Consider the following 22893-nt stretch of genomic DNA (forward strand, 5'->3'; position numbering starts at 1 on the left):
CCCAATTAGTCAGGGCATGGCGCCCGATGAAAGAGTAAACGATTACGCCCTGCCTGATTTAGCACCAGCGTGTAATGCCAGTTGAACGTTGGCTGTGGGCAATAGTAAAAGGTGCCATTCTCTAATGCATTTAAGCTGCCATCCCGCCTGAATTGTAATTGACTGCGGTTATATTTCAGCTGGTGCTTGCTGAAAACGGGCGGGATTTGCCGCAGCACAAATTCTGTATCAGTGTGCGGGTTAATTAAGCTTAGTACCAGCGGGTAAGTGCGCCAGTCGCTCTGACATTCGCTCCCTGACAATGGACATAGCCTAACCGGCTGCTGGCTGTTCGCAGCCTGGATCCTGGCAAACCCAAGATGACGGCTAAATTGCGCCATATAGCTGCCTGCCCGCTGTTTATTAATCAGTTCTGCCATCGTGGGTAACACAATTTGCAGCAAAATAGCCATAATGGCCAGGCCAAGGACTAATTCAAGCAGAGTCAGTCCTGATTGCTTTGACAAGGTATTCATTTATCCACCCTTTGCAAACGGGAAATGGTAAGCAAAGTGTAGCAAATATATTTAAAAAATGTTTTAAATGCGTGCTGGCAGCAAAATGGCCCTGTGTTAAGGGCCGCTTTTAAGGCTGTTATTTACGGGGGCTATGCGTTAATCATAGATGGTCGGTATAGGGTCGCGTTTATGCTGAGTTTTGAGGTAAATATTAATTAAACGCTGTGCCACTTCAGGTGCCACATGTTTTCCCTCAAGAAAATCATCAATTTGATCGTACGTTAAGCCCAACGCGGCTTCATCGGCTTTTTGCGGTGCAAGACATTCCAAATCGGCCGTTGGCGTTTTGCGCACTAATATATCAGGTGCAGCTAATTTGGCAGCGATGGCGCGAACCTGCCGTTTACTTAACCCAAAAAGCGGGGCTAAATCACAGGCTCCGTCACCCCATTTGGTATAAAAGCCAGTAATGTTTTCAGCTGAATGATCGGTGCCCAGCACCAGGCCGTTATTCAGTGCAGCAATGTGATATTGCGCTATCATCCGGCACCGGGCTTTAACATTACCTTTGGCAAAGTCTGCTTTGGCTTCACTTATCGCACTGTTGCTGGCATCAGCCAGTGCTATCAGCGTGCTCCGATGCATCGCATCAACCGATGCTTTAATATCGACGCTTATTGATTTGCTCGGCTTAATAAAGCTGATGGCCAACTGGGCTTCTTCTTCATCACGTTGAGTACCGTAGGGCAGACGAACCGCAATAAACTGATAGCCAGCACCATGTTCTTGGTTTAATTCGTCGATGGCCAACTGAGCCAGACGGCCACAGGTAGTAGAATCCACTCCGCCACTTATGCCTAGAATCAGACTGGTCATGCCGGCATTGCGCAATTGCTGTTTTATAAACTTAACCCGGCGCTGGATCTCAACTTGTGTATCTATTTCAGGTAAAACCCGCATTTGGGCAATAATGTGTTCTGCCTGCATTCTATTTAGCCTGTCATTATAAAAAGCACAATATCTTAACGTATCTGCGGGAAATAGGATCAACTAATTGCTGCTAAAAAGCTGATGCCGGCGGATGCATGTATTATACTGGCGCTAACTTCTGGCCCTAAGCTTTGGAATCCGTAATGAAAAAAATTGAAGCTATTATTAAGCCTTTTAAACTTGACGATGTACGGGAGGCACTGGCCGATATCAAAATCACCGGCATGACCGTTACTGAGGTAAAAGGCTTTGGCCGGCAAAAAGGTCACACCGAACTGTATCGTGGTGCAGAATATATGGTTGATTTTCTACCCAAGGTTAAGTTGGAAATTATTGTTGGTGATGAGCTGGTTGAGCGTTGTGTTGAAGCAATAATGAAAACCGCACAAACCGGCCGGATTGGCGATGGTAAAATATTCGTGTTTGAAGTGGAACGGGTGGTTCGGATCCGCACTGGTGAAGAGGATGAAGATGCGATATAACATGTTAATGCTTAATTAACTTTGGAAAATTATGCCGACTTTCTTAAGCCAGAAAATGATAGCGGTAGCCGCTATCATAATGCTCAGTGCATGCAGTACTGTGCAATATCCGGTTAACGAAAAGCCTCAACCTCCCTATTCTCTGCCACTGGCAACGGCACAGGGAGCTGTACCAACGTTGCACGAAATTTTTTCTCTGACTGCAGCTCAGCAAGCTGAGTTTCTGGTTTATTTTCATTCGCCTGAACGCCAACACCTTGCTGCAAATAAGCGACTTTACCGGTTTCTCGAAAATAAAGTTTCTGGCTTTAATTATCTGGGTGAAAATCATACAGCATCAGAAGCCTACGCGCTTAATAGCGGTAACTGTATCTCTTTGGCTGTATTAACCAAGGCATTAGCTGATCTGGCTGGAGTCAAAGTTAAATTTCAAAATATTGTTTCTGCGCCTGTCTATAGTATTGATCATGACGTGATGTTGGCGTCAGATCATATCCGGTCACTTCTATATAATCCTGCGTTGTCTTCTGGTGAAGATCCATCATTTAAAGGGCAGTCGGTAGTGGTTATTGATTATCTGCCTGAGTTTGGCAGTCGACTACCAGGCCCTGTTATTTCAGATGATACTTTTGTTGCGATGTTTTATCGTAATCTTGCAGCCGAGGCAATGCTGGCAGAACGATACGAACATGCCTTAGTTCTCATCCGTAAAGCGATCGAATATGCGCCAACCTACAGTGCAAGTATTAATCTGGCTGCGGTACTGCACAGGCGGCTGAGTTACCCAGCGTTAGCAGAGCAATTTTATCAATATGGTCTTACGGTAGCAGATAATAAGATTGCACTGATAAGCAATTTTGCCGTATATAAACAGAGCATCGGCGATCGGGAAGGAGCAGAGGCATTATTCCAAGAATTAACAACCCTGGATGAACGCGATCCATACCAATGGTATGTATTGGGTAAAACAGCATCCTCGCAGTACAGGCATCATGACGCAGTAAGCTACTTTAAAAAAGCCGTTCAGCAAGCACCTTACATCGACAAGCTGCAATTAGAACTTGCCCTGGCATATTTTAAAAATAAACAGCTTGTGCTGGCATATCAAACATTAGAGCAAGCCTCACAGCTGGCGCCGTCTGATAAGGTGCAACAACGCTATTATGCGAAACTTGAAACATTAAAATTGTATCAGTTAGCACAGTAATGATGCGGCTTAATCTTATCTTAATCGTCGCATGCTGGGGGTTTGGCGTTCAGGCCCAATTATTGGTCGATATTAAGTCACTCAGCAGTACCGAAATGCAGGGCCGTGAGACAGGTTCGCCAGGAGCTGCACGGGCCCGAAATTATATTGCAGATCGATATGCCAAGTTGCAGCTAGGAGCATTTAACGCGGTTTATCAACAGCCATTTACCTACGGTTTTCAGCAAAAAAAAACGGGTGTCAATCTGGTAGGCTACCTGCGGGGCTGCACTTACCCAGAGCACTATGTGGTGGTAACAGCGCATTATGATCACCTGGGTACGCAAGGGAGAACGGTATTTCATGGCGCCGATGACAATGCCTCCGGGGTAGCAGCGATGTTGGAGCTGGCTGCCCGGCTCAGCGACAACTGTCCGGTATACTCATATCTGCTGGTTGCTACAGATGCGGAAGAAAATGGCCTGTTTGGTGCTAAGGCATTTGTTGACTCGCCTCCGGTACCGTTAAGCAACATAGTGTTGAATGTAAATCTGGATATGATTGCCCATCCAGACCGGCGCGGGAAATTATATTTGACCGGGGCCAACCGTTATCCGGCATTAATAGCACAGCTGAAACCCGAATTAACGCCGCTGAAATTCCTGCATCATCGTGGTCCAGCACGTAAATTGCGTGACAGACAGCGCTATGACTGGCCAAATGCCAGTGATCACGGTCCTTTTTATCGGGCGGGAATACCTTACTTATTCTTTGGTGGACAAGTTCACCGCTACTATCATACCCCTGATGATACCTGGCAACGTCTTGACCCCCAGTTTGTACAATTGGCAATGCAGGCTATCTGGCAGACCGTGCAGTGGATTGAGCTGCAACCTCCCACCGCTTTACGTCCCGAATCCAGCTAGCTACCAGTCAAAACTAAGTTGGTTGCTGCTTTTCGCTGTGGTACGAGCCGCAGGCCGCTTGCGACTGGCGTGGCGCTGCACTACTGCCAGTTTTTGCTGTTGCCACTGGTTTTTTTGCCGCTTGTTAAGCCACAACCCTAATTTTGCTCTGGCTTGTTGCTGCGCGTGCTGTAAATCGACGATTGGTGCCGGATAAGTGACATCAATAATACAGCCATAACGCTGTTGCAGTGATGGCGGCAGTAACCAGGGGGTATGCAGCCAGCTGTTTGGTAATTGCCGCAGTTCCGGCAGCCACTGGCGGATAAATTGACCATCGGCATCTTTTTGCTGGCTTTGTTTTACCGGATTATACATGCGATTGGGATTAATCCCGGTAGTGCCCGCCTGCATCTGAATTTGTGAGTAATGAATACCTGGTTCGTAATCAACAAAACATTGCGCTAAATGCAGTGCGATGGGGCGCCAGTGCAGCCACAGATGATAACTGGCAAAAGCTACTAACATGGCTCGACCACGAAAATGCAACCAGCCGGTTGCCAGCAGGCAACGCATGGCGGCGTCAATTAACGGGTAGCCGGTTTGACCGTTTTGCCAGGCCTTGAACAAGGCCGGGTTAAATTCAGCCTCGCGCATGCCATCAAAACCGCGATGCATATTAAAAAACTCAATCGCTGGTTCATCTTCCAGTTTTTGCATAAAGTGACAATGCCAGCGTAAACGGCTAAAAAAAGCGTGCAACCCTTGTTTCTGCCGCGGCTCGGTTTGGTGTTTCAGGGCCTGCAGACTCTGTTGCTGCAACTGGCGCATACTTAACTGGCCATAACTAATAGCCGGGCTTAAACGGGAACCGCTGCGTTCTGCTTTAGCCGGCGATGAAATATGCTGTCGGTAGTAACGGCTGCGAGTAGTAATAAAGTAGTTAAACGTATTGTGGACGTCTGCCGCTTTCTGCAATGAGCTGATTGCGGGTAAATCTTTGCCACGATGCATCGGGAGTGACATGATGTTGTCGTGGGTTGCGGTAAGCCAGGGCAGCGTTTCAGGTGTTGGACATACGGGCGATTTAAGCCAGTTGTCTGCCAGTTCAAACCAATTGTCCCGGTTTACTAATTTGCGAAATACCGCAAACTGGCGATACTGATGCCAGGGGATATGCAAGCTCTGCAGCAATCTGCCAACGGCCAAATCACGCTGGTATGTCCATAAATTACCGGTTTCTTCATGGCTGAATACACCTTGTATCGCAAACTGCTGGCAAAGTTGGCGCAACACCACAGTGGCAGCACCTTTTACCACTAATAGTGGCTGACCAAGCGCCGTCAGTTGCTGGTTGAGCTGCTGCAGGGCCGGCGCAATATACTGCCAGTGACGTAGTGAGGTATCCGGTTGCTGCCAGTAATCGGGTTCAACAATGTAGACTGGCAATACTGCGCCTTCTTTGACTGCATGCCATAAGGGCTGATGATCCTGCAGCCGTAAATCCCGCTTAAACCATACCAGACTGGTCATTTGCTCAGGTTTTGCTAGCGGTCAGTTTCGACAGCCAGTACTGCCAGTGAGCTGGTACGCTGACTCCCGGGCCGGGCTGATGGATCATCCTGCCTGGCGCCGAAAGCTCCGGCAACATGGTACGGACAAAGTCACCGTTTGCATCATAGTTAAGCGCCTGCTTAATAGCATTAAACTGGCGTTCCCCGCTATTGCCGCTGCCAGCGATATAGGCCCAGTTGCCCCAGTTGCTGGCAACATCATAATCGAGCAGACGCTGTTCAAAATAGGCTGCGCCGAGGCGCCAATCTAGCTTAAGATCATGGATCAGGTAGCTGGCGACGTTCTGCCGGCCACGATTACTCATTAAACCTGTGGTGTTGAGCAATCGCATATTGGCATCAATAAAGGGGACGCCCGTTTGTCCGGCGCACCAGTGATTAAATGTGTTTTGCTGCAGTGCGGTAAGAGCAGGCGTGCTGAAATCTGGTGGGCCTTTTATCGCGCTTTTGCTAAACCAGGCCTTACCATATTTACGAAACTGCCAGCGGAAAAACTCGCGCCACAATAATTCGAATTTAAGCCAGTAGGTAGAATCATTTGCCAGGTGCTGTTGCTCAAATTGTAAGATCTGCTGCCAGCAAAATCGCACAGATAAACTGCCCGCAGCCAGTGCTGCTGAAAACTTGCTGGCGTAATAATCCCCCAGCAAGCCATTGCGGCTGGTTTTATAATGACGGATAGCCTGTTTTTGCCAGATAAAATCATCAAGCCGGGCCAATGCCTGTTGTTCGCCGCTACCCGCAAGGCTTTCGGGTTGACTGAATGGCGCTAACTGGCTGAAGTTCTCACAAAATGGAGCGGTCTGTGCGGGTGTCAGCCATTGCTGATCCGGCAGCGGTGTAAACTCTGGAAGTGCAGATTCAACCAGTAGTAGGGGTTCACGCTGCTTGCGAAACTGACTAAAGCTATCCGGCAATTTACATAATTCCGGTGCAAGTGAGGGGCTACCGAGTAAACTGTTTATATCGTTGGTAATCACCTCAAAGCGCTGTGCTAATTGCTTAACGAGCTGTTGCTCGGTATAGCCAACCGGAGTTGCAGTAAGAATTTGCCTGACATTAAGTGCTTGGGCCAGCGCCGTTAACTCTGCTAGCGGATCACCAAATAAGGTCACTAAGCCAATGTTTAATTTAGCCAGTGCCTGTTTGCTATCTGCGATCAGTTGCAACTGTTGTTGCAGTCGCAACAAGCTGGCACGCGCTACACCGTACTGATGGCCAAAATAAGCCGCTTTATCAAGGCAAACAACCGCAACTAAAAGCTGGCTGCTATCAGCCTTGCCTGCCTGACATAACAAGGGGTTGTCATGGATCCGCAGTGCTTTATCCAGCAAAACCAGGCAGGTCACAGTTGCTCCAGATGTATCAGGTATTCTTCTGCTTTATCGCGCAATGCCTGTTGTTGATCTGCTGTTTTGTTGTACCAGTTTTTGTAGGCTAATTGCATGCGGGCATTACCGCCAAGTTTTTGTTCGTTTCTGGCCAGAAAGTCCCAGTAAAGTGAATTAAACGGACACGCATCCTCGCCAGTGCTTTCTTTTACCTTGTAGTGGCAATGCTGACAGTAGTTACTCATCCGGTTAATGTAGGCACCACTGGCGGCATAGGGTTTTGAGGCAAGCACGCCTTCATCGGCAAACAATGCCATGCCCAATGTGTTGGGCAACTCTACCCACTCATACGCATCGGCGTACACCGCCAGATACCAATCTGTCACTTCATCAACATCAAGACCGCTGAGCAGCGCGAAATTACCGGTTATCATCAGTCGTTGAATATGGTGGGAGTAAGCGTGAGTCATGGTATGGCTGACGGCTTGCTGCATGCAGCGCATTTTGGTTTTACCATGCCAGTAAAAACCGGGTAAAGGGCGTTTAGCCTCTAAAAAGTTGCGTTGTTTATACTCTGGCATCAGCAACCAATATAAGCCACGGACGTATTCGCGCCAGCCAATCAATTGCCGGATAAATCCTTCAGCCGCATTTATCGCGACCTTATCCTCCTGATACGCCGCCTCAACTTTCTGACACATCCAGCGCACATCAAGCAAGCCGCAATTTAAGTAAATAGAACAAATGCTATGAAACAGGAAAGGCTGGTCCAGCACCATGGCATCCTGATAGTCGCCAAATTTAGCCAGCTGCATTTCAATAAAGTGCTTAAAGGCTTCTCTGGCTTGCTTACCGGTAACAGCGTAGCAGAAGTTATCAGCTGAGCCCGGATTATCTGCAAAGTTCTGCCGCACCAGGGTTATCACATCAGCAGTGATCTGATCAGGTTCAAATTGTAAAGGGGCAACGGCTTCCAGGTCTGCTGGAGGGCTCTTCCGATTGGCTTTGTCAAAGTTCCACTGGCCACCCAGAGGTTGTTGTTTTGAGTCGAGTAACAGACCGGTGTAGCGGCGCATCTCGCGATAGAAGTATTCCATTCGAAGTTGCTTGCGCCCATCTGCCCACTTGGCAAACATACTGGTACTGCACAAAAAGCGGTCATCTTCTAACATATCGACCGGCACATCGAAAGCCTGCTGCCAGCCATTAATTTCCTGTTGCAGGCGATACTCACCACATTTCGTCAACATAATGCCACTAAGTTGCGACTGCTGTTTCAGGACATGCTCAACCGCGGACGTTAGCGAGCTGCAACCTTGTTGATAATCTACATAAATAACATTCCGGTCTTGCTGGCGTAACACTTCAGCAAAATGCCGCATCGCGCTAAACAGCAAAATAATTTTGTGCTTGTGGTGTTTAACGTAGCTGGCTTCCTGTTTTACTTCAGCTAGTAAAATAACGTCGTCACCTTTTGCTTCACGCAGCGAGGGCAGTGCCGGACTAAGCTGGTCTGCGAGGATAACGATAAGCTTGGCCATAATCCTGACTCTTGAGAATAATAGCCAATCTTACGCCTGGCTGCCGCAGCCAGATCAGCAATTTTACTGTGAAGCTACTAGCAGGGGGCGGCAACATATTGCGTTGGATTAGCAAGCAGGTATGATAACAACACTGAGAAAGAGCAAGGATCTGACAGATGGCATTTTTTCGTTTTAACACAGCAACAAGCTGCTGGTTGCAGGCCATAGCCCTGGGCGGCGCGTTATTAGCACCATCATTAGCGCTGGCTCAACCACCGAATAAACAGCATGATCACCAACAAGAGCACCAGCACCAGCATGAGCATGAGCAGCAACATCAGCACGACGACGATTTCAGCAGTCCTGGGATGCATGTTCATGGTCAGGCCACTCTTACCATCGTAGTAGAGGGCAACGAGGCGATGGTGGCCCTGCAATCTGCGGCTTACAACATTGTTGGCTTTGAACATGCACCAAATAATGCAGAGCAGCGCCAGGAAATCGCAGCTGCTCTGGATATATTGCGCCAGGGGAACTGGTTTAGTGTGAATCCCCAAGCCGGCTGTGATGTTGGAGACGCCGATGCCAACACCGATTTAACCGCTGAGGTGAGCAGCAAACATAGCGACTTTTACGCCAACATCAGTTTAATTTGTCAGCAACCGGCGCGATTTAATGAATTGACAGTTGGCTTGTTTAAGCTGGTGCCAACAGTCGAAACCATATCAGTGCAATGGGTCATTAATGGCCAGCAGGGCGCGACTGAATTAAGTTTAGTAAATAATACCGTCAGTTTTTAAAGTCGGTTTGAGCTTCAGATTTTTGCGGTAATGACAGGTTTCTTTTAGGGGTACTGCAGCCGATGTAAAAAGCCCCCGTTACGCCAGATGGTCGCGGGGGCTTGTACTCTTGGGCAATCGCTAACTCGTCAGTAGGTATACTCTTCCACCGAATCTGCTTTTAAACTATAGGCCGCATTGGCTAAATCATGGCTCATTGGCTGGGTGGTAATGGTACCACTAATCCAGAATGGCGAATAAATCATATCGGCCTTCAGGTTTTTTGCGCCGCTGACGTAAATAATCTGATTGGGTGGTGGTGGTGGCACATGAATACAAGCGCCAAAGTAGGGTACCAGAAAAAAACTGGTAACATTTTGCTCGCTGTCAAACTCCAGCGGGACAATAAAACCCGGAATACGGACTTTGGTATTATTGTATTCTTCTTTTACCTTGGCTGATTGCAGGATCTGTTCCCATGCACCTGCAGCCGGGTCGTCTCCATTATAGTTATCATCAAACGGCGATGGCTGACTGTAATCATGCTGAACTTCAGGCATGGCTTGTAATGCCGCTAAATCTTCTTCCGGCATTAAATCGGTCCATTCGATTGTTTTCACTTCGCTGGCACTTAGCAACATGCTAAAGCTTGCGACCAATACCATAGATAACGTAACAGATAACTTGTTAAGCATTGGAGCTTACCCTCTTAATTTTGCATAATAGACGCCAATTAATGGAGTAATCATAACATGACCGGGATTAAACCTGTGACCGACAAGCCGAAAATTCCTGCTATTGAGCTCAAAAATGTGGTGTTTTATTACCAGCGCGCGGGCTGGCAGCTGAGTTTGCCAGAACTGTCGTTGCTGCCAGGGCAGCATTTATTTATTAAAGGTGCTTCGGGTAGTGGCAAAACGACATTGCTTAATTTACTGGCCGGTATTATTTCACCCCGACAAGGCGATATCAGGCTAAATGGCGCGCCTTTTAGCACTGTTTCAGCGGCAAAACGGGATACGCTGCGGGCTCGTCATATCGGCGTCGTGTTTCAGCAACTTAATCTTATTTCTTATTTGTCGGTGCTGGACAATGTCTTGTTAAGTGCGCATTTTGCTGGCAGTGATAAACATGAAAGTGAACAACGGGCAAAAGTGCTGCTGCAAAGTCTGGGGCTTGAACCAGAGCTCAATCATCAGCAAGCTGCAGCGTTAAGTGTTGGTCAGCAGCAGCGGGTTGCCATTGCCCGTGCTTTGCTAACCCGGCCCGCACTGCTAATTGCCGATGAACCTACCTCTGCTCTTGATGCCGACAACCGGGATAGCTTTATGCAGATATTGCTGGAACAGGCTAATGCCTGCCGCACCACGGTGATATTTGTCAGCCATGACCCCGGATTACGTCGTTATTTCGATATGCAACTTGATATGCAACATCTGGCGAAGGGAGTACAGCCATGTTATTAAAACTTGCCCGGCAAAGCCTGTGGAATCGCCGTGGCACAGCGATAATGACCTTGTTTTCGTTAACGATAAGCCTGGTATTACTGTTTGGCATCGATCATTTACGAAAAGAAGCGCGGCAAAGTTTTACCAGTACCATCTCCGGTACCGATTTAATCGTCGGCGCACGGTCCGGTCAGCTTAATTTGCTATTGTATTCGGTATTTCGAATTGGCAACGCCACCGCCAACGTGAACTGGGCGACATATCAGCGGATTAGTAAACACCCACAAATTAGCTGGACTATCCCAATCGCCCTTGGCGACTCACATCGCGGCTACCGGGTGCTGGGTACTAATACCGATTACTTTGTACACTATCGTTACGCAAACGAGCAGAAATTGCAGTTTAGCAAAGGCCAACAATTCAACGACGTGTACGAGACAGTATTAGGTGCTGAGGTTGCCAGCAAGCTTGGTTATAAGGTTGGCGATGAAATAACCCTGGCTCACGGTGTGGGCGCGGTCAGTTTCAGTGAACACAAGGACAAACCGTTTACGGTGACGGGTATTCTTGCCGCCACCGGCACCCCGCTGGATCAAACCGTTCATGTGAGCTTGGAAGGCATAGAGGCTATTCATATCGACTGGCAGCAAGGGGCGCCGGTGCCAGGGCGTAGAATGAGCGCGGAACAAGCGGTACAGCAAGATTTAACACCAAAAGCCATTACTGCCTTTATGGTCGGATTAGAATCCCGGATGGCCACCTTCGTGGTGCAGCGCCAGATAAACGAATTTAAAGGCGAAGCATTATCGGCGATATTGCCAGGCGTTGCCCTGGCTGAATTATGGCAAATGCTGGCAATGGTTGAAAACCTGCTGTTATTAATTACCTTGCTGGTGCTGATTGCTGGTTTAGTGGGCATGATGACCACGCTCCTGGCTTCAATGAAAGAGCGACAGCGGGAAATGGCCGTGCTACGGGCGGTTGGTGCTCATCCCTGGTATTTGTTTGTGCTTATTCAGCTTGAGGTACTACTCCTTACTGCTTTTGCATTGCTGGCAGCGGCAATCACGTTGCTGGTAGCTTTGTGGGGCTTACAGGATATCCTGGCCAGCCGTTACGGCCTGTTTATTAATATTAATCCGTTTAGCCTGCAAAGCCTGTACTGGGCGGTGGCTGTGCTGGCTGTCAGTGCCCTGCTGGCATGTATTCCGGCGTTTACCGCATACAAGCGGGCGCTAAGTGACGGCTTGGCAATCCGGTTGTAAAACACCAGCTGAAAATGGCAGCAGCATTAATCGGCTGCTGCCAACTTTTGCTGCAGCCAACGCAATGTAACAGCCATATCATAAGCTCTGGGAAGCGCCTGTGGCGCAGCATTGGCATCAGGCGTCACTTCAAAATTAAAAGCATAATTCTGGCGCAGGCCCATTCTTAAGTCGGTCAGAATAAGTTTATTCTGCTGGCGCGTTAAGCTATAAAAGCCATGGCTAAAAGAGGCAATACGAGCAATATCCGGGTGATCGGCATACTGCTGGCGTAAATCGCTATCCTGAGAAAAGAACTGATAGTCAATGGCTGCATCTTGGTCAAGCACATTATAAAAACCTTCGTAATATCCTTGCTCAGTCATGATAAGTATCCGCCATAGCAGGGTATTCAAGGGGGTGGGCGTAACCAGTACCGCTTTTGCTGCCGGTGAGGGAAGTTGTGCGTTAACTCTTACCGTTATCCATTGCTGGGCGCTGAAACTCCAGACTAAATAGAGTGAAGATAGCCCCAGGCCGCATGCCGCAGCCAAACTGCACCATGCAGGCCTGAATAGCGCTACTATTAACGCAATTAACAGCGGTAAGGTATACAGGGGATCAATAATAAAAATGCTGCCGATACCAAATGGGGTATCGGTAAAGGGTAAACCCAGCCGGGTGCCATATATGGTCATCACATCCAGCAATGGGTGAGTAATCAGTACCAGGCTGATGGCCAGCCACCAGCGCAAAAACAGCGAAGACTGGCGGTGGATAGCTGAAATCAGCCAGGCAAGAAATGGGCTTAGTAAAGCCAGATAAAGCAGAGCGTGAGAGTTACCACGGTGGCTAACCATCTTATCGATCGCGTCGCCAGCGCCGAACAGTACATCCAAGTCTGGTAGTGTACCCGCTACCGCACCCCATATTAACGCTTGCTTTAGCGGGACTTTTTGCCCCATAACCAGTGTGGCAACGCCGGCACCTAAACATATCTGACTTAATGAGTCCATAGTGACTATCTGTTAATCAATGATAATTCAGATACGCAATCTATCAGGCTGTGGCCCAGTGTAAATCAGAACCTGGATTAATTTGCTGCCGCACACTATGTTGCGCGCTCTTGCTGAGCAATTGCTGACTTAAACTGTGCATTAATTGCCGGTACTCAGGTTGCAGATTGGCGAAAACCTCGCGACCATCCAAATAATAGGGCGCACGTTTACCGTTAAAGTCGATGGCTTCGCCAATCTGGGTAAAACTAATGCCGATACGCTGCAGAATTCTGGCCAGACTGGGCTCAATGCTGACAAAACCGTGGAAATACCCTTTTTCAAGGCACATTGCTGTCGCAATCAGATAAAGTCCAATAGCAATATAACGATGAAACGGCTGATTGGCGGTGCTTAGCGCAGGTAAATCCTTTGCGGCCGCATCTTTTAAGCGGCGTCTGAACTTAGCAGCAACAGCCAGCCTGGAGATCTCACAGACATGTTCCCGCGGAAAACACTGTGGGATTAAGTGCGGGGCAGTAAAGCGGCCAGCATAATACTTTTCAATGGGCAATGGACCAGGTTCTTGCTGACAATGAATTAATCGCACGGTACCGGCTATCTCACCGCTGTGCGCTTCAGTCAGGCTGCAATGCAATGCCCGTTGGTCATCATCATCCTGTTCAAGCCCTGACGGTCGGGGCGGCTCAAAATTCAGTTCTTCGCAGTAAACTTTATGACGTAAGCGAAATACGTTATTCTTTTCATTGGGGCTGATAGCCTGAGACGCTTGGAAAAAAGTACTAAAGTCAGATAAGTTTAGTTCGGTTGCTGATTTCGGTGATGAAATTGTTGGCACAAAAGCATTTTGCTCCGGCGTTGGCAATGTCGGATTAAACAGTGTCATCGTTATACCCTAAAGATGATAGTACTACCCAAGCTATCGATAAAATTACGGTTTATGTTTCAGTGCTTAGCCTGCTAAGTCCTAACCGTCCATGATAAAGTAGGGCACTTCACTGTGCTCAGGCACAATTACTATGCAGATCATCTTTTTGTGGGTCAAACCCAAAGTCGCCAGATCTGTTCCAATAAAAGCTAATTTTCGAATAATAACTTGATTTTACAGTTGTTAATTTTTTAAACTTTTTTATCACCAGTTCGTTGATAAATTAAGCTTAAGTTCATAAAACGGCAATTTAAGCGGAAAGAGGAAGGAAATGCGTGGCAATTACAATTTCTACAAGTGTCAGTATCGCCGACAGTGAGCTTGAATGGCAATATATTCGTGCGTCCGGAGCCGGTGGTCAACACGTTAATAAAGTATCGACAGCCGTGCAGATTATCTTCGATATCAATGCCTCGTCGTTGCCTGAGTTTTATAAACATCGCTTACTGAATCGCAGTGATCACCGGATTACCAAAAGCGGTAAAGTTATTATTAAGTGTCAGCAAAGCCGTAGTCAGGAAATGAACCGGGAACAGGCGCTGGTACAGTTTATTGAGCTGGTGCAGTCTGTCGCCAAAGTACAGAAAAGAAGGGTAGCAACCAAGCCGACTTATGGCAGCCAGCAACGACGGTTAGAAGGCAAAAAGCAGCGCAGTAAAACCAAGGCGTTGCGCCAGGGCAAGCCTGATCACTAGTGTGTTATAGCTACAGCAAACAAAAGACCACCTCGAGGTGGTCTTTTCAGCAGATTGATAAAGAAGGTTACTCGCCGTAATGTATCTGCGGTATATCCGTGAAGGGTTTAATACCAAATTCAGGGTAAACCTCAGAGGGGAAATAAATCTGGCCATCCTTAGACACCATCGATATTGTTTTAATTGCGCGTAAGTCTGCCAGCGGATTGCCCGGCACTAAGAAAAAGTCAGCCAGTTTACCTGCTTCAATACTACCTAGTTGCTCACCATAAGCTAAATAGTGAGCCATATCGTAAGAGGCCCGCCGTAACACTTCGGCATTAGACATCCCTATTTTTGAAAACAGTTCTAATTCGCGATGTAGCTCAAATGCGCCGCCCAAATCGGTGCCGGGAACGATAAAAATGCCCCGTTGATGCATCAGGCTTAACGTGGCCAGAATTTTATCAAACGCCGCGTTATACGCTTTATCTTCGGCATCATCTGCCACATTCAACAGGGCTTGTTTGGCAGAGCGCTGCACCCCAATAGGCATGTGATCAATGTAATCTACCATCCCAATCCTGGTTTCGCCGTTGCGGCCGGTAAGCCCGAATTCATGGATCACCATGGTGGGGTCGATGGCGATATTTTTATCCACCATAATATCCAGTGACGTTTTAACCGCTTTGCTATTAAGGTCCAAATCTGCAAAGCGTTTCATGCCGGTGATCCGGAACAAGGTGCGGGTGTCCTCTTCTCTGTCCAGCACCCAGCTCAACATAAGCTGATTAATATGCGTTACTTCGTCATAGCCGCTTAGCATCATTTCATCAACTTTAGAAAATGCCGGAATATGGCCAGCCACCCGCATGCCGTGCTTTTTGGCCTCCTCCGCCATCGCTGGCACCCATTCACCTTTAACAGAGCTGTAAATTTTAATCTGATGATAGCCACCGCGCTCAGCATACATTTTGATCAAATCTACTGCTTCTTGTTCGCTTGCTGCCAACTCGCCGGTAGCGTTAGAAAACGGACTTTTGCCTTCGATAAAGGCACTTTTGCTGATCCTTGGGCCAATTAACACATTGCGCTTAATTTTATCTTCCAGCGCCTCAAGTACCTCCATTTCATTACCCATATCGCGTACCGAGGTAACGCCAGCCATTACATTTAGCAAGGCATCGTCATCACTCATATGGCCATGCATTTCATATAAGCCCGGAATAAGGGTGCCACCGTTGCCTTCTATGACGACCTCATTCGGGGAAGGCGTTTGCACTACCGGCTCAATTGCCGCAATTTTATTTTGGTTTAATAGCACTGATTTTGGCTCGGAAAGCGATAACGTCTGTGGTTCGAAAATCCTTACATTATTGATACGAACTGGCTTGTTAAATGTATTGGTGGCACGTTTTGCAATTGCTTCAAAGCGGGATGCATTTAGCTCTGCCGCCAGCTGCCGTAGTGTTTGATCCTCGTCGATCAGATCATTTCTAAGTAGGGTAAAGCGAGGCGACAAAAAGCCGAGCATGGCCCCGTCATTGGTCAGTGCAATAAAGCTTGGGTCTAAACTGATGCCGGAAATAGCATAAATACTGGCGTCGACTGGCGTATCGGCATTGGCACTTTTTAAGGTAACGGTATCAATTTTGTCTATCCGAAGTTCGCCGCCAGGTAGCGCAGGCAACGTATTGTTTTCATTATTGAGCAGCGCACTGGCATAAATATACAATGAATAAGGGCTGGCGTTTTGCGCCACATACATCGATTCAGCTGAAAAGCTGGCTTTACCGCCGCCAGCGGCATCTTGCCATGAGGCGCTACCGTCAGCGGCCTGAAAAGACTCAGCAACGGCATTGCCAAACACGGTTTTGCCGTCAATTTGCCATGCTAACGGCAAACCGGTATCAGACAGTCGCAGGCTTTCAACGCTGCTTGCCCCGCGACCATTATTGCTATAACCATAATCAATACTCAGCTCATTATTGATTTTCTCTACGTTAAGCTCACCAACTTTGACGCCGCCAAATAACACCGCATAGGTTTCAGAGCTTGGCGACGTTGTGGGTTTATTGGCGAGAGCCTGCGCTTTATCTGCTGGTGAGCAACTGAATAGGGCAAGACATAATAAGCTAAGCGTCAGGTGTTTAAACATGAGAACGGCCTGTATTAAAGTAAGTCAGCAACCAGTATTGCACAGCTTATGAAAAAGACAATCAGCAGGGTTGCCAGAAGTTTTAGTTTATTCAACACATAAGCAATGATGATTGATCAGATGTTTGCCTTCGGGGTGGACTTGCTATAACTCGTGACAACCACGGTATTTCTGCCTTTTTCCTTCGCCGAGTAAAGTGCATCGTCAGCCAGGGTAATTAATTTATCCAGCGTTATTTGATCTGGCGTCGTACTCACAACGCCGATACTTATCGTCACACTGCCTATTTTATTAATATTAATTTTTTCAATTTGTGCACGTAGATCTTTTGCGAGTTGTTTTGCCTGGTTACTATCGGTATTGGGTAAAAAGATTAAAAACTCCTCTCCCCCCCAGCGCAAGGCGAGATCAGACTCCCGAATACGACTTTTAATTTCCTTGGCTACCCCCTCTAGTACAAGGTCTCCTGCGGCATGACCAAATTGGTCATTAATTCGTTTAAACCAATCTAAATCCATCAACATAATGGACATTGGACTATTATTCCTTTTACCCAACTCCCAACTTGGCTGAACAAGTTTTGAGAATGCCCTGCGGTTATATAAGTTGGTCAATGGGTCGTGCAGGGCGTTGCTTTCGGCACTTTTACGGGCTTCTTGCGCTAATTTGAAATTAAAACCAAGCGATATAGACAATAATGACATCTCTAATAGCATGCCCACCTCTATCCCTCGAAACGCCCATTGTGAATAAGGAATAACGCCCCAGGTTGCAAAACTGGAAATGGTGGCGCCTCCGGTTCCCATAATAATTGCCGGAACAAAAAACTTGGCAAGGGGATCATTATTTTTGTATGCCATGTATCCCACCAGGAGCATCCAGACGGATAGGCTGGTTAACATAATCAACTGAATCATTATGATCAGCGAGCGATCGCCTAACAAAAAAATCAGGCCGGCTATTACGATGAGACTGACATATATTCGGTGTCTGTAGGCGAACAAAGAGGGTAAAAAAGTACGCGTATTTAAAAAGCCTATGGTAAACATCACCGCCGAAAATATATAGCAGAACATTAGGCTGGGCATTAACCATTGTTGCATGGAGACAGAGTCAGACCAAACCAGCCAAAAGCCATGGCCGGTATAAGTGAAATTGAATGCGGTAAACGCAAACAAATAGGTAGGGTAGAGTAAATACCGAAGTTCCCTTAAGTAAAAATACAATGCGAGGTTATAAATAAGCAGTATCAGTAACCCACCATATAAAGCGCCGTAAAAATAAGCATTGGCGGCAAAAGCGGACACCATTGCTTTTTCGCTACCGATGTATATAGGAATAGTTAAAGGGTCTTCAGAGTTAAACCGAAAAAGCACATGAGAGGTGCCCACCGGAAATTGATGCGCCACCGAGGGCATCCTTTCTTTTCGCATGCGCCGGGTAAAAGGCACGTTATCGCCTATCGACACCTGGTTAACTAATGCGCCGGCAGTGAAAAAATAAAGCTCAACATTGTCCAGCCAGGCATTGTCGATTTTTATAACCCGCTGCAAAGGCCCGTCTGTAATGTTTTCAATCGGCAATACCGCCCAGATGGTGCTTTGAGTAAAACCAAGACTCACTTTATTATGAATATTCTGAGTAAATGCACCCTGCTTGTATGCCGCAAAAGCTTGCTGAGGATTTAAGTGGGATGTTTGATCTTCCAGTAAAAACAAACGGTCATTAACCAATATTATTGGCGGATCAGAAGAGGGAGTATTTGCCGTCGCGAAAAAAGTCCACGCACCAAACAAAGAAAAAAAGAGTGCTCTACCGAGCATTTGGTAACGGCTCATACCTGGTTGTTGTTATCCTTTGTACACAAAATAATTTATTTAAGGTTACCGGCTCACTTGGTTTCGGACCATAACATTAAATTAAACCGCAATATTGCCAACACCATTAACTATAGCCTATATCTCAGCCCATAAAGCAAGTGCTGGTAAGACATCGATTAGCCAACAAAGCAGAAAAGCAAAAGGCCACCTTGCGGTGGCCTTTTGCTTTGTGTGGTGGAGCTGGGGGGAGTTGAACCCCCGTCCGAAAAACCTACATCTTCGGTACTACATGCTTAGCACATTCATTTAGTTAACCCTATGAGCGCCGAATGGCAGGCTATCGTCGGGCGAGCCTGATTGGTTTTAACGTGTTGTCTCCAGGCGAAGACGCGACGCGATTCTGTTAGGGGTGATCTTCCAGAGTCTCAGCTTACAGACATGCGTGAGGGGAAGAGCTCTCTACTGCCTATTAAGCAGCGAGTGCGTAGTTTTCGTCGTTTGCGACTAGTTTTTTGCGGTTTTTTTACGAGGCCTACCGCACCTCGGCATGCACCTAGGAGTTCGTGAATCCCGTCGAATCCAGTATCAGCCCCGAATTCTGTGGTGTAACACTTAAACTCTCAGTGTTTGGCTATTGTACGCCTGCTATCTGCTTATCACAAGGAGCAAAGAGTCGCAGTTTGTCCAAACGCCGTTTTTACCAGCAAACTGACTGTGACAATTACCATCTGTCACACGTCTTTAGATGGTGTTAGTGAACGTTAGTTTCAAGGGTAATTGAAAAATTAACGTTTACTGTGTTTCATCATCCGTTCTTTTTCGCGTGACCAGTCGCGATCTTTAATGTCATCGCGCTTATCGTGCTGCTTTTTACCCTTGGCCAGATGAAATTCTACTTTTACCCAACAGGCTTTCCAGTACATGGCTGTGGCAATAAGGGTGTAGCCATCACGCTCTTTTAAGCCAATCAGCTTCATTAACTCACGTTTGTTGAGTAATAATTTACGGCTGCGATCCGGGTCACAGATAACATGGCTGGAGGCACTTTTTAGGGCTTGAATTTGTGCACCAAACAAAAAGGCTTCGCCGTCTTTCAGAATAACGTAAGCATCAGACAAGTTTACTTTGCCTTCACGGATACTTTTAACTTCCCAGCCCTGCAAGCTAATGCCGGCCTCGTATCTGTCCTCCAGAAAGTATTCATGGCGGGCTTTTTTATTGGTGGCGATAGTACCATTTGTGTTTTTAGTTGATTTTTTTTTGCTCATAATTCGCTATTTTTACTAACGCGTAGACCGGGTACGCTGCTCTGGATCCCGATGAAGCCGTGCTATGCCGGCCTTGTTGCCCCGCGTTATTCTGTTACAATCAGCAGCGAGTTTAAGGGGAGTGAGTATGCCACAAATTGAGCGCAGTGCCTTGGTTTTTTACAGTGCGCAGCAAATGTTTGACCTGGTAAACACCATACCAGATTACCCACAATTTCTGCCTGGCTGTACTTCAGCAAATATATTAAGCCAGTCAGAAAATGAGATGGTGGCGAAGTTGCAGGTTTCCAAGGCGGGTATTGGTCAATCTTTTACTACCCGTAATATTTTGCATCCGAATGAACGGATAGATATGCAATTAGTCGATGGGCCGTTTAAACGTTTGCAGGGAGGCTGGCACTTTGTACCTCTGAATGAACACTCCTGTAAAGTGGTGCTGCATTTAGAGTTTGAGTTTTCCAGCAGGCTGGTACAGTTTGCCTTTGGAAAAATATTCACAGAAGTTACCGCGGCCATGGTTAATGCGTTTACTCAGCGGGCCAAGGTAGTTTACGGAGCGAGCCATGGCTGAGCATGTTACGGTAGAAGTAGCTTATGCTTTGCCCACCCAGCAAAGCTTATTAACCATAACGGTACCTATCGGCAGCACGGTTATGCAAGTTATTGAGCAATCAGGCATTTTGCAGCAATATCCGGAAATTGATTTAAGTCAGCAAAAAATAGGTGTCTGGAGCCGGCCTGTTAAGCATGATGAACAAGTAAATGACGGCGACAGAATCGAAATATACCGGCCTTTAATAGCTGATCCGAAAGATTTACGCCGGCGCCGGGCAGAGAAAGCCAAAGAAGAAGGGCGGGCAGATAAAGTGACGGGTGGAAGAAAGCAGGAACATTAAAAATAAAAAGGCCTGCAAGCAGGCCTTTTTATTTTTAAATACTCTCTGAGTAAATCAGATATCCAGCGGCGTATTGAAGTCTTCAGATTTTTCAAAGTCGCCAGAAATATCTTGCAGTTTATCGTCTTCAAATTCGACGATTAATTGCTTTTTAAAGTTATTACCACGGCCACCTTTCAATGAATAAAAATAATGCCAGGTGTCATTGTCAAATGCGTTTTCGGCAACAGGGCTGCCCAGCACAAATTTCACCTGCTCTTTGGTCATCGCCACCCGCAATTTATCAATGTCTTTTTGCTCCAGAAAGTTTCCCTGAGGAACATCTATCCGGTAAATTACGTTAGAGCATGCACTTAAGCTGGCAAGCAGGCCAATTACTACTAAAATCTGTACTACTTTATTCATCATTTTCGTCTGTTAAGTCCGGTTGCGCCTATCATACCCTATGACAGCCTTGCTGAAAAATCTCTTTTCAGACTGCTGGTGCACACAAAAGTTCGCGGGCATTGGCCAGTGCACTGGCACTGATATTTTCACCGGCCAGTAAACGGGCAATTTCGCCAATACGTTGCTCATCATTCAGGATCCGCATCCTGGTTTCGGTAGCCTGACCATCAGTATATTTTTCAACAAACAACTGCTGATGTCCCTGGCTGGCCACTTGTGGCAAATGGGTTACACAGATTATCTGAGTGGTTTCGCCAAGCTGACGTAACAGTTTACCCACCCCAGCGGCCACCGGGCCACTTATGCCAACATCTACTTCATCGAAAATCAGGGTTGGTGTAGTAATTTTATCTGCCAGAATGACTTGCACCGCCAGGCTTATTCTGGATAACTCGCCGCCCGATGCTACCTTTGCCAGCGGTTGTAATGGCTGGCCCGGGTTGGTGGATACCGTAAAGCTGATTTGGTCCCAGCCATGGCTACTGGCGTGTTCTAAGCTAAGCGCTTGAACCTTAATTTCAAATTGCGAATTGGCCATGCTCAGTTCATGCATACTTCTGGCGATCATTGCACTGAGTTTTTCAGCAGCCTGTTGGCGTTGCTGATGTAAATCTGTGGCAAACTGCTGATAACCTTGTTCTGCTTCAGTAAGTTCTGCTTCTAATTGCACTAATCGTCGGTCATCGCCGGTTATCTCTGCCAGTTGCTGCGCCAGTTGCTGGTGAAAATCCGGCAATTGTTCAAAACTTACCTGATGTTTCCGGCTTAAATTCAGCCATTGGCCCAGTCGCTCATCAACCTGCTGTAACCGTTGTGGATCGAGTTCCACTTTGTCGGCATAACGGCGAAGCTCGCGGCTGGCTTCTTCAGTTTGCATTAAAGCTTCTGCCAGCATCTGTTGCAGCGGGGTTAAGCTATTATCCAGCTCACAGAGTTGTTGCAGTTGTTGATTTACTGCAGAGAGCGCCTGGTATATTGAGCTATCGTCGCTATCATATAATTGCTCCAGACATTGCTGGCTTTGGCTGAGTAAGGTTTGGCCATGACTGAGCCGACTTTGCTCCGCTTCCAGCTGGCTGAACTCGTGTTCAGCGGGCGCAAATTGATCCAGCTCGGCCACCTGATACTCCAGCAACTGGCGTTGTGCGTCACGCTGCTGCTGACTATGCTGCAATTGCTGGTATTCTTGTTTTAACGCCTGCCACTGCTGATAGCATTGCTTTAACTCGCTACGCAGGGGCACGTTTTCGGCAAAAGCATCCAGTAACTGGCGCTGATAATCGGGTTTTAATAATTGCTGATGGGCATGCTGGCCATGGATGCTCAGAAGATACTGGCCCAGCGCTTTAAGTTGCTGCGCTGGTACCTGCACACCGTTGATATAGCCGCGGGAACGACCTTCATTATTGATTACCCGTCGGACAATACATTCATTGCCCATTGCTAAATCCTGTTGTTCCAGCCAGTGCTGCGCCTGAGGCAGTGTTGCAATATCAAAGGTTGCAACAATATCAGCTTTGTCGGCACCTGGGCGCACTACTGTAGCGTCGGCCCGTTCACCTAAACATAGTGACAACGCATCGATGGCAATAGATTTACCTGCACCCGTTTCACCGGTTATGGTAGACATGCCTGCCAGCCAGTCTATTTCTAAAGCGCGCACGATGGCAAAATTGCTGATATGAAGGTGGCTAAGCATACGGTGACTCCCGGCTGAATCGACTGTT

General features: G+C 47.3%; 22 protein-coding genes and 1 other RNA gene. 9 read left to right on the top strand and 14 right to left on the bottom strand.

Annotated elements, in window-relative coordinates:
- Window positions 1–5: 5 nt before the first annotated feature.
- Together B2Q61_RS08005 and nadE are read right to left on the bottom strand one after the other, a co-directional pair.
- On the bottom strand, window positions 6–515 hold the full coding sequence (locus B2Q61_RS08005; RefSeq protein ID WP_290618919.1) for a GspH/FimT family pseudopilin: 510 nt from the start codon (window positions 513–515) through the stop codon (window positions 6–8).
- 138 nt (window positions 516–653) lie between these two features.
- A complete protein-coding gene (gene nadE / locus B2Q61_RS08010; protein WP_290618917.1) occupies window positions 654–1484 on the bottom strand; it encodes an ammonia-dependent NAD(+) synthetase in 831 nt (276 codons plus the stop codon).
- Between the two features lie 146 nt (window positions 1485–1630).
- Here nadE and glnB point away from each other — a divergent pair, with 146 nt between their 5' ends.
- Genes glnB through B2Q61_RS08025 form a run of 3 tightly spaced genes read left to right on the top strand, consistent with a single transcriptional unit; the run spans window position 1631 to window position 4081 of the window.
- A complete protein-coding gene (gene glnB, locus B2Q61_RS08015) occupies window positions 1631–1969 on the top strand; it encodes a nitrogen regulatory protein P-II (protein WP_290613161.1) in 339 nt (112 codons plus the stop codon).
- 31 nt (window positions 1970–2000) lie between these two features.
- Window positions 2001–3176 (top strand): tetratricopeptide repeat protein, encoded by a 1176-nt coding sequence (locus B2Q61_RS08020; protein ID WP_290618915.1) that lies wholly within the window; start codon window positions 2001–2003, stop codon window positions 3174–3176.
- Window positions 3176–4081, top strand: coding sequence for a M28 family peptidase (locus B2Q61_RS08025; protein ID WP_290618913.1), 906 nt, complete (start codon window positions 3176–3178; stop codon window positions 4079–4081). Before B2Q61_RS08020 ends, B2Q61_RS08025 begins: the two co-directional genes overlap by 1 nt.
- Here B2Q61_RS08025 and B2Q61_RS08030 read toward each other — a convergent pair whose 3' ends face one another.
- Genes B2Q61_RS08030 through B2Q61_RS08040 form a run of 3 tightly spaced genes read right to left on the bottom strand, consistent with a single transcriptional unit; the run spans window position 4082 to window position 8506 of the window.
- Window positions 4082–5593, bottom strand: coding sequence for a cryptochrome/deoxyribodipyrimidine photo-lyase family protein (locus B2Q61_RS08030; protein ID WP_290618911.1), 1512 nt, complete (start codon window positions 5591–5593; stop codon window positions 4082–4084). It lies immediately after the preceding gene.
- Between the two features lie 4 nt (window positions 5594–5597).
- Window positions 5598–6983, bottom strand: a complete 1386-nt coding sequence (locus B2Q61_RS08035) for a DASH family cryptochrome (protein ID WP_290618909.1) — start codon at window positions 6981–6983, stop codon at window positions 5598–5600.
- A complete protein-coding gene (locus B2Q61_RS08040; RefSeq protein ID WP_290618907.1) occupies window positions 6980–8506 on the bottom strand; it encodes a cryptochrome/photolyase family protein in 1527 nt (508 codons plus the stop codon). The genes B2Q61_RS08035 and B2Q61_RS08040 overlap by 4 nt, the downstream gene beginning before the upstream one ends.
- A gap of 158 nt (window positions 8507–8664) precedes the next feature.
- On the opposite strand from B2Q61_RS08040, the gene B2Q61_RS08045 reads away from it, so the two are divergent.
- Window positions 8665–9288 carry a ZrgA family zinc uptake protein gene (locus tag B2Q61_RS08045; protein ID WP_290618905.1) on the top strand — a complete coding sequence of 208 codons (624 nt, stop codon included), beginning with the start codon at window positions 8665–8667 and terminating at the stop codon, window positions 9286–9288.
- Between the two features lie 128 nt (window positions 9289–9416).
- On the opposite strand, the gene B2Q61_RS08050 is transcribed toward B2Q61_RS08045, so the two are convergent.
- Window positions 9417–9962: a DUF3299 domain-containing protein gene (locus tag B2Q61_RS08050; protein ID WP_290618903.1), complete on the bottom strand. Its 546-nt coding sequence runs from the start codon at window positions 9960–9962 to the stop codon at window positions 9417–9419.
- A gap of 57 nt (window positions 9963–10019) precedes the next feature.
- On the opposite strand from B2Q61_RS08050, the gene B2Q61_RS08055 reads away from it, so the two are divergent.
- Window positions 10020–10733, top strand: a complete 714-nt coding sequence (locus tag B2Q61_RS08055; protein WP_290618901.1) for an ABC transporter ATP-binding protein — start codon at window positions 10020–10022, stop codon at window positions 10731–10733.
- Window positions 10724–11980: an ABC transporter permease gene (locus B2Q61_RS08060; protein WP_290618899.1), complete on the top strand. Its 1257-nt coding sequence runs from the start codon at window positions 10724–10726 to the stop codon at window positions 11978–11980. Before B2Q61_RS08055 ends, B2Q61_RS08060 begins: the two co-directional genes overlap by 10 nt.
- Before the next feature lie 26 nt (window positions 11981–12006).
- On the opposite strand, the gene B2Q61_RS08065 is transcribed toward B2Q61_RS08060, so the two are convergent.
- Together B2Q61_RS08065 and B2Q61_RS08070 are read right to left on the bottom strand one after the other, a co-directional pair.
- Window positions 12007–12975, bottom strand: coding sequence for a metal-dependent hydrolase (locus tag B2Q61_RS08065; RefSeq protein WP_290618897.1), 969 nt, complete (start codon window positions 12973–12975; stop codon window positions 12007–12009).
- A 43-nt stretch (window positions 12976–13018) separates the two neighbouring features.
- Complete coding sequence (locus tag B2Q61_RS08070; protein WP_290618895.1) at window positions 13019–13861, bottom strand: PEP-CTERM/exosortase system-associated acyltransferase; 843 nt, start codon at window positions 13859–13861, stop codon at window positions 13019–13021.
- 317 nt (window positions 13862–14178) lie between these two features.
- Between B2Q61_RS08070 and arfB the strand changes: the two genes are divergently transcribed.
- Window positions 14179–14598 (top strand): alternative ribosome rescue aminoacyl-tRNA hydrolase ArfB, encoded by a 420-nt coding sequence (gene arfB, locus B2Q61_RS08075; RefSeq protein ID WP_290618893.1) that lies wholly within the window; start codon window positions 14179–14181, stop codon window positions 14596–14598.
- A 67-nt stretch (window positions 14599–14665) separates the two neighbouring features.
- Here the strand turns inward: arfB and B2Q61_RS08080 are convergent, their stop codons facing one another.
- The 4 genes from B2Q61_RS08080 to smpB all read right to left on the bottom strand — a co-directional run bounded on the left by B2Q61_RS08080 (window position 14666) and on the right by smpB (window position 19823).
- Window positions 14666–16735 carry an amidohydrolase family protein gene (locus B2Q61_RS08080; RefSeq protein WP_290618891.1) on the bottom strand — a complete coding sequence of 690 codons (2070 nt, stop codon included), beginning with the start codon at window positions 16733–16735 and terminating at the stop codon, window positions 14666–14668.
- 116 nt (window positions 16736–16851) lie between these two features.
- On the bottom strand, window positions 16852–18573 hold the full coding sequence (locus tag B2Q61_RS08085) for a diguanylate cyclase (protein WP_290618889.1): 1722 nt from the start codon (window positions 18571–18573) through the stop codon (window positions 16852–16854).
- A 214-nt stretch (window positions 18574–18787) separates the two neighbouring features.
- Window positions 18788–19148: a transfer-messenger RNA gene (gene ssrA / locus B2Q61_RS08090) on the bottom strand.
- 192 nt (window positions 19149–19340) lie between these two features.
- On the bottom strand, window positions 19341–19823 hold the full coding sequence (gene smpB, locus B2Q61_RS08095; RefSeq protein ID WP_290618887.1) for an SsrA-binding protein SmpB: 483 nt from the start codon (window positions 19821–19823) through the stop codon (window positions 19341–19343).
- A gap of 127 nt (window positions 19824–19950) precedes the next feature.
- Between smpB and B2Q61_RS08100 the strand changes: the two genes are divergently transcribed.
- Window positions 19951–20394 (top strand): type II toxin-antitoxin system RatA family toxin, encoded by a 444-nt coding sequence (locus tag B2Q61_RS08100; RefSeq protein WP_290618885.1) that lies wholly within the window; start codon window positions 19951–19953, stop codon window positions 20392–20394.
- Window positions 20387–20719 carry an RnfH family protein gene (locus tag B2Q61_RS08105; RefSeq protein ID WP_290618883.1) on the top strand — a complete coding sequence of 111 codons (333 nt, stop codon included), beginning with the start codon at window positions 20387–20389 and terminating at the stop codon, window positions 20717–20719. The genes B2Q61_RS08100 and B2Q61_RS08105 overlap by 8 nt, the downstream gene beginning before the upstream one ends.
- 54 nt (window positions 20720–20773) lie before the next feature.
- On the opposite strand, the gene B2Q61_RS08110 is transcribed toward B2Q61_RS08105, so the two are convergent.
- Both B2Q61_RS08110 and recN read right to left on the bottom strand, forming a co-directional pair.
- Window positions 20774–21127, bottom strand: coding sequence for an outer membrane protein assembly factor BamE (locus B2Q61_RS08110; RefSeq protein WP_290618881.1), 354 nt, complete (start codon window positions 21125–21127; stop codon window positions 20774–20776).
- A 64-nt stretch (window positions 21128–21191) separates the two neighbouring features.
- A complete protein-coding gene (gene recN, locus B2Q61_RS08115; protein WP_290618879.1) occupies window positions 21192–22865 on the bottom strand; it encodes a DNA repair protein RecN in 1674 nt (557 codons plus the stop codon).
- Window positions 22866–22893 lie beyond the last annotated feature (28 nt).

The sequence above is a fragment of the Arsukibacterium sp. UBA5043 genome, from assembly GCA_002415085.1.
GTDB lineage: Bacteria > Pseudomonadota > Gammaproteobacteria > Enterobacterales > Alteromonadaceae > Alishewanella.

Excerpts from the sequence above, each read along its gene's own strand:
- B2Q61_RS08005 (WP_290618919.1), bottom strand. The coding sequence starts at position 515 with ATGAATACCTTGTCAAAGCAATCAGGACTGACTCTGCTTGAATTAGTC.
- nadE (WP_290618917.1), bottom strand. The coding sequence starts at position 1,484 with ATGCAGGCAGAACACATTATTGCCCAAATGCGGGTTTTACCTGAAATA.
- glnB (WP_290613161.1), top strand. The coding sequence starts at position 1,631 with ATGAAAAAAATTGAAGCTATTATTAAGCCTTTTAAACTTGACGATGTA.
- B2Q61_RS08020 (WP_290618915.1), top strand. The coding sequence starts at position 2,001 with ATGCCGACTTTCTTAAGCCAGAAAATGATAGCGGTAGCCGCTATCATA.
- B2Q61_RS08025 (WP_290618913.1), top strand. The coding sequence starts at position 3,176 with ATGATGCGGCTTAATCTTATCTTAATCGTCGCATGCTGGGGGTTTGGC.
- B2Q61_RS08030 (WP_290618911.1), bottom strand. The coding sequence starts at position 5,593 with ATGACCAGTCTGGTATGGTTTAAGCGGGATTTACGGCTGCAGGATCAT.
- B2Q61_RS08040 (WP_290618907.1), bottom strand. The coding sequence starts at position 8,506 with ATGGCCAAGCTTATCGTTATCCTCGCAGACCAGCTTAGTCCGGCACTG.
- B2Q61_RS08045 (WP_290618905.1), top strand. The coding sequence starts at position 8,665 with ATGGCATTTTTTCGTTTTAACACAGCAACAAGCTGCTGGTTGCAGGCC.
- B2Q61_RS08050 (WP_290618903.1), bottom strand. The coding sequence starts at position 9,962 with ATGCTTAACAAGTTATCTGTTACGTTATCTATGGTATTGGTCGCAAGC.
- B2Q61_RS08055 (WP_290618901.1), top strand. The coding sequence starts at position 10,020 with ATGACCGGGATTAAACCTGTGACCGACAAGCCGAAAATTCCTGCTATT.
- B2Q61_RS08060 (WP_290618899.1), top strand. The coding sequence starts at position 10,724 with ATGTTATTAAAACTTGCCCGGCAAAGCCTGTGGAATCGCCGTGGCACA.
- B2Q61_RS08065 (WP_290618897.1), bottom strand. The coding sequence starts at position 12,975 with ATGGACTCATTAAGTCAGATATGTTTAGGTGCCGGCGTTGCCACACTG.
- B2Q61_RS08070 (WP_290618895.1), bottom strand. The coding sequence starts at position 13,861 with ATGACACTGTTTAATCCGACATTGCCAACGCCGGAGCAAAATGCTTTT.
- B2Q61_RS08080 (WP_290618891.1), bottom strand. The coding sequence starts at position 16,735 with ATGTTTAAACACCTGACGCTTAGCTTATTATGTCTTGCCCTATTCAGT.
- B2Q61_RS08085 (WP_290618889.1), bottom strand. The coding sequence starts at position 18,573 with ATGAGCCGTTACCAAATGCTCGGTAGAGCACTCTTTTTTTCTTTGTTT.
- smpB (WP_290618887.1), bottom strand. The coding sequence starts at position 19,823 with ATGAGCAAAAAAAAATCAACTAAAAACACAAATGGTACTATCGCCACC.
- B2Q61_RS08100 (WP_290618885.1), top strand. The coding sequence starts at position 19,951 with ATGCCACAAATTGAGCGCAGTGCCTTGGTTTTTTACAGTGCGCAGCAA.
- B2Q61_RS08105 (WP_290618883.1), top strand. The coding sequence starts at position 20,387 with ATGGCTGAGCATGTTACGGTAGAAGTAGCTTATGCTTTGCCCACCCAG.
- B2Q61_RS08110 (WP_290618881.1), bottom strand. The coding sequence starts at position 21,127 with ATGATGAATAAAGTAGTACAGATTTTAGTAGTAATTGGCCTGCTTGCC.
- recN (WP_290618879.1), bottom strand. The coding sequence starts at position 22,865 with ATGCTTAGCCACCTTCATATCAGCAATTTTGCCATCGTGCGCGCTTTA.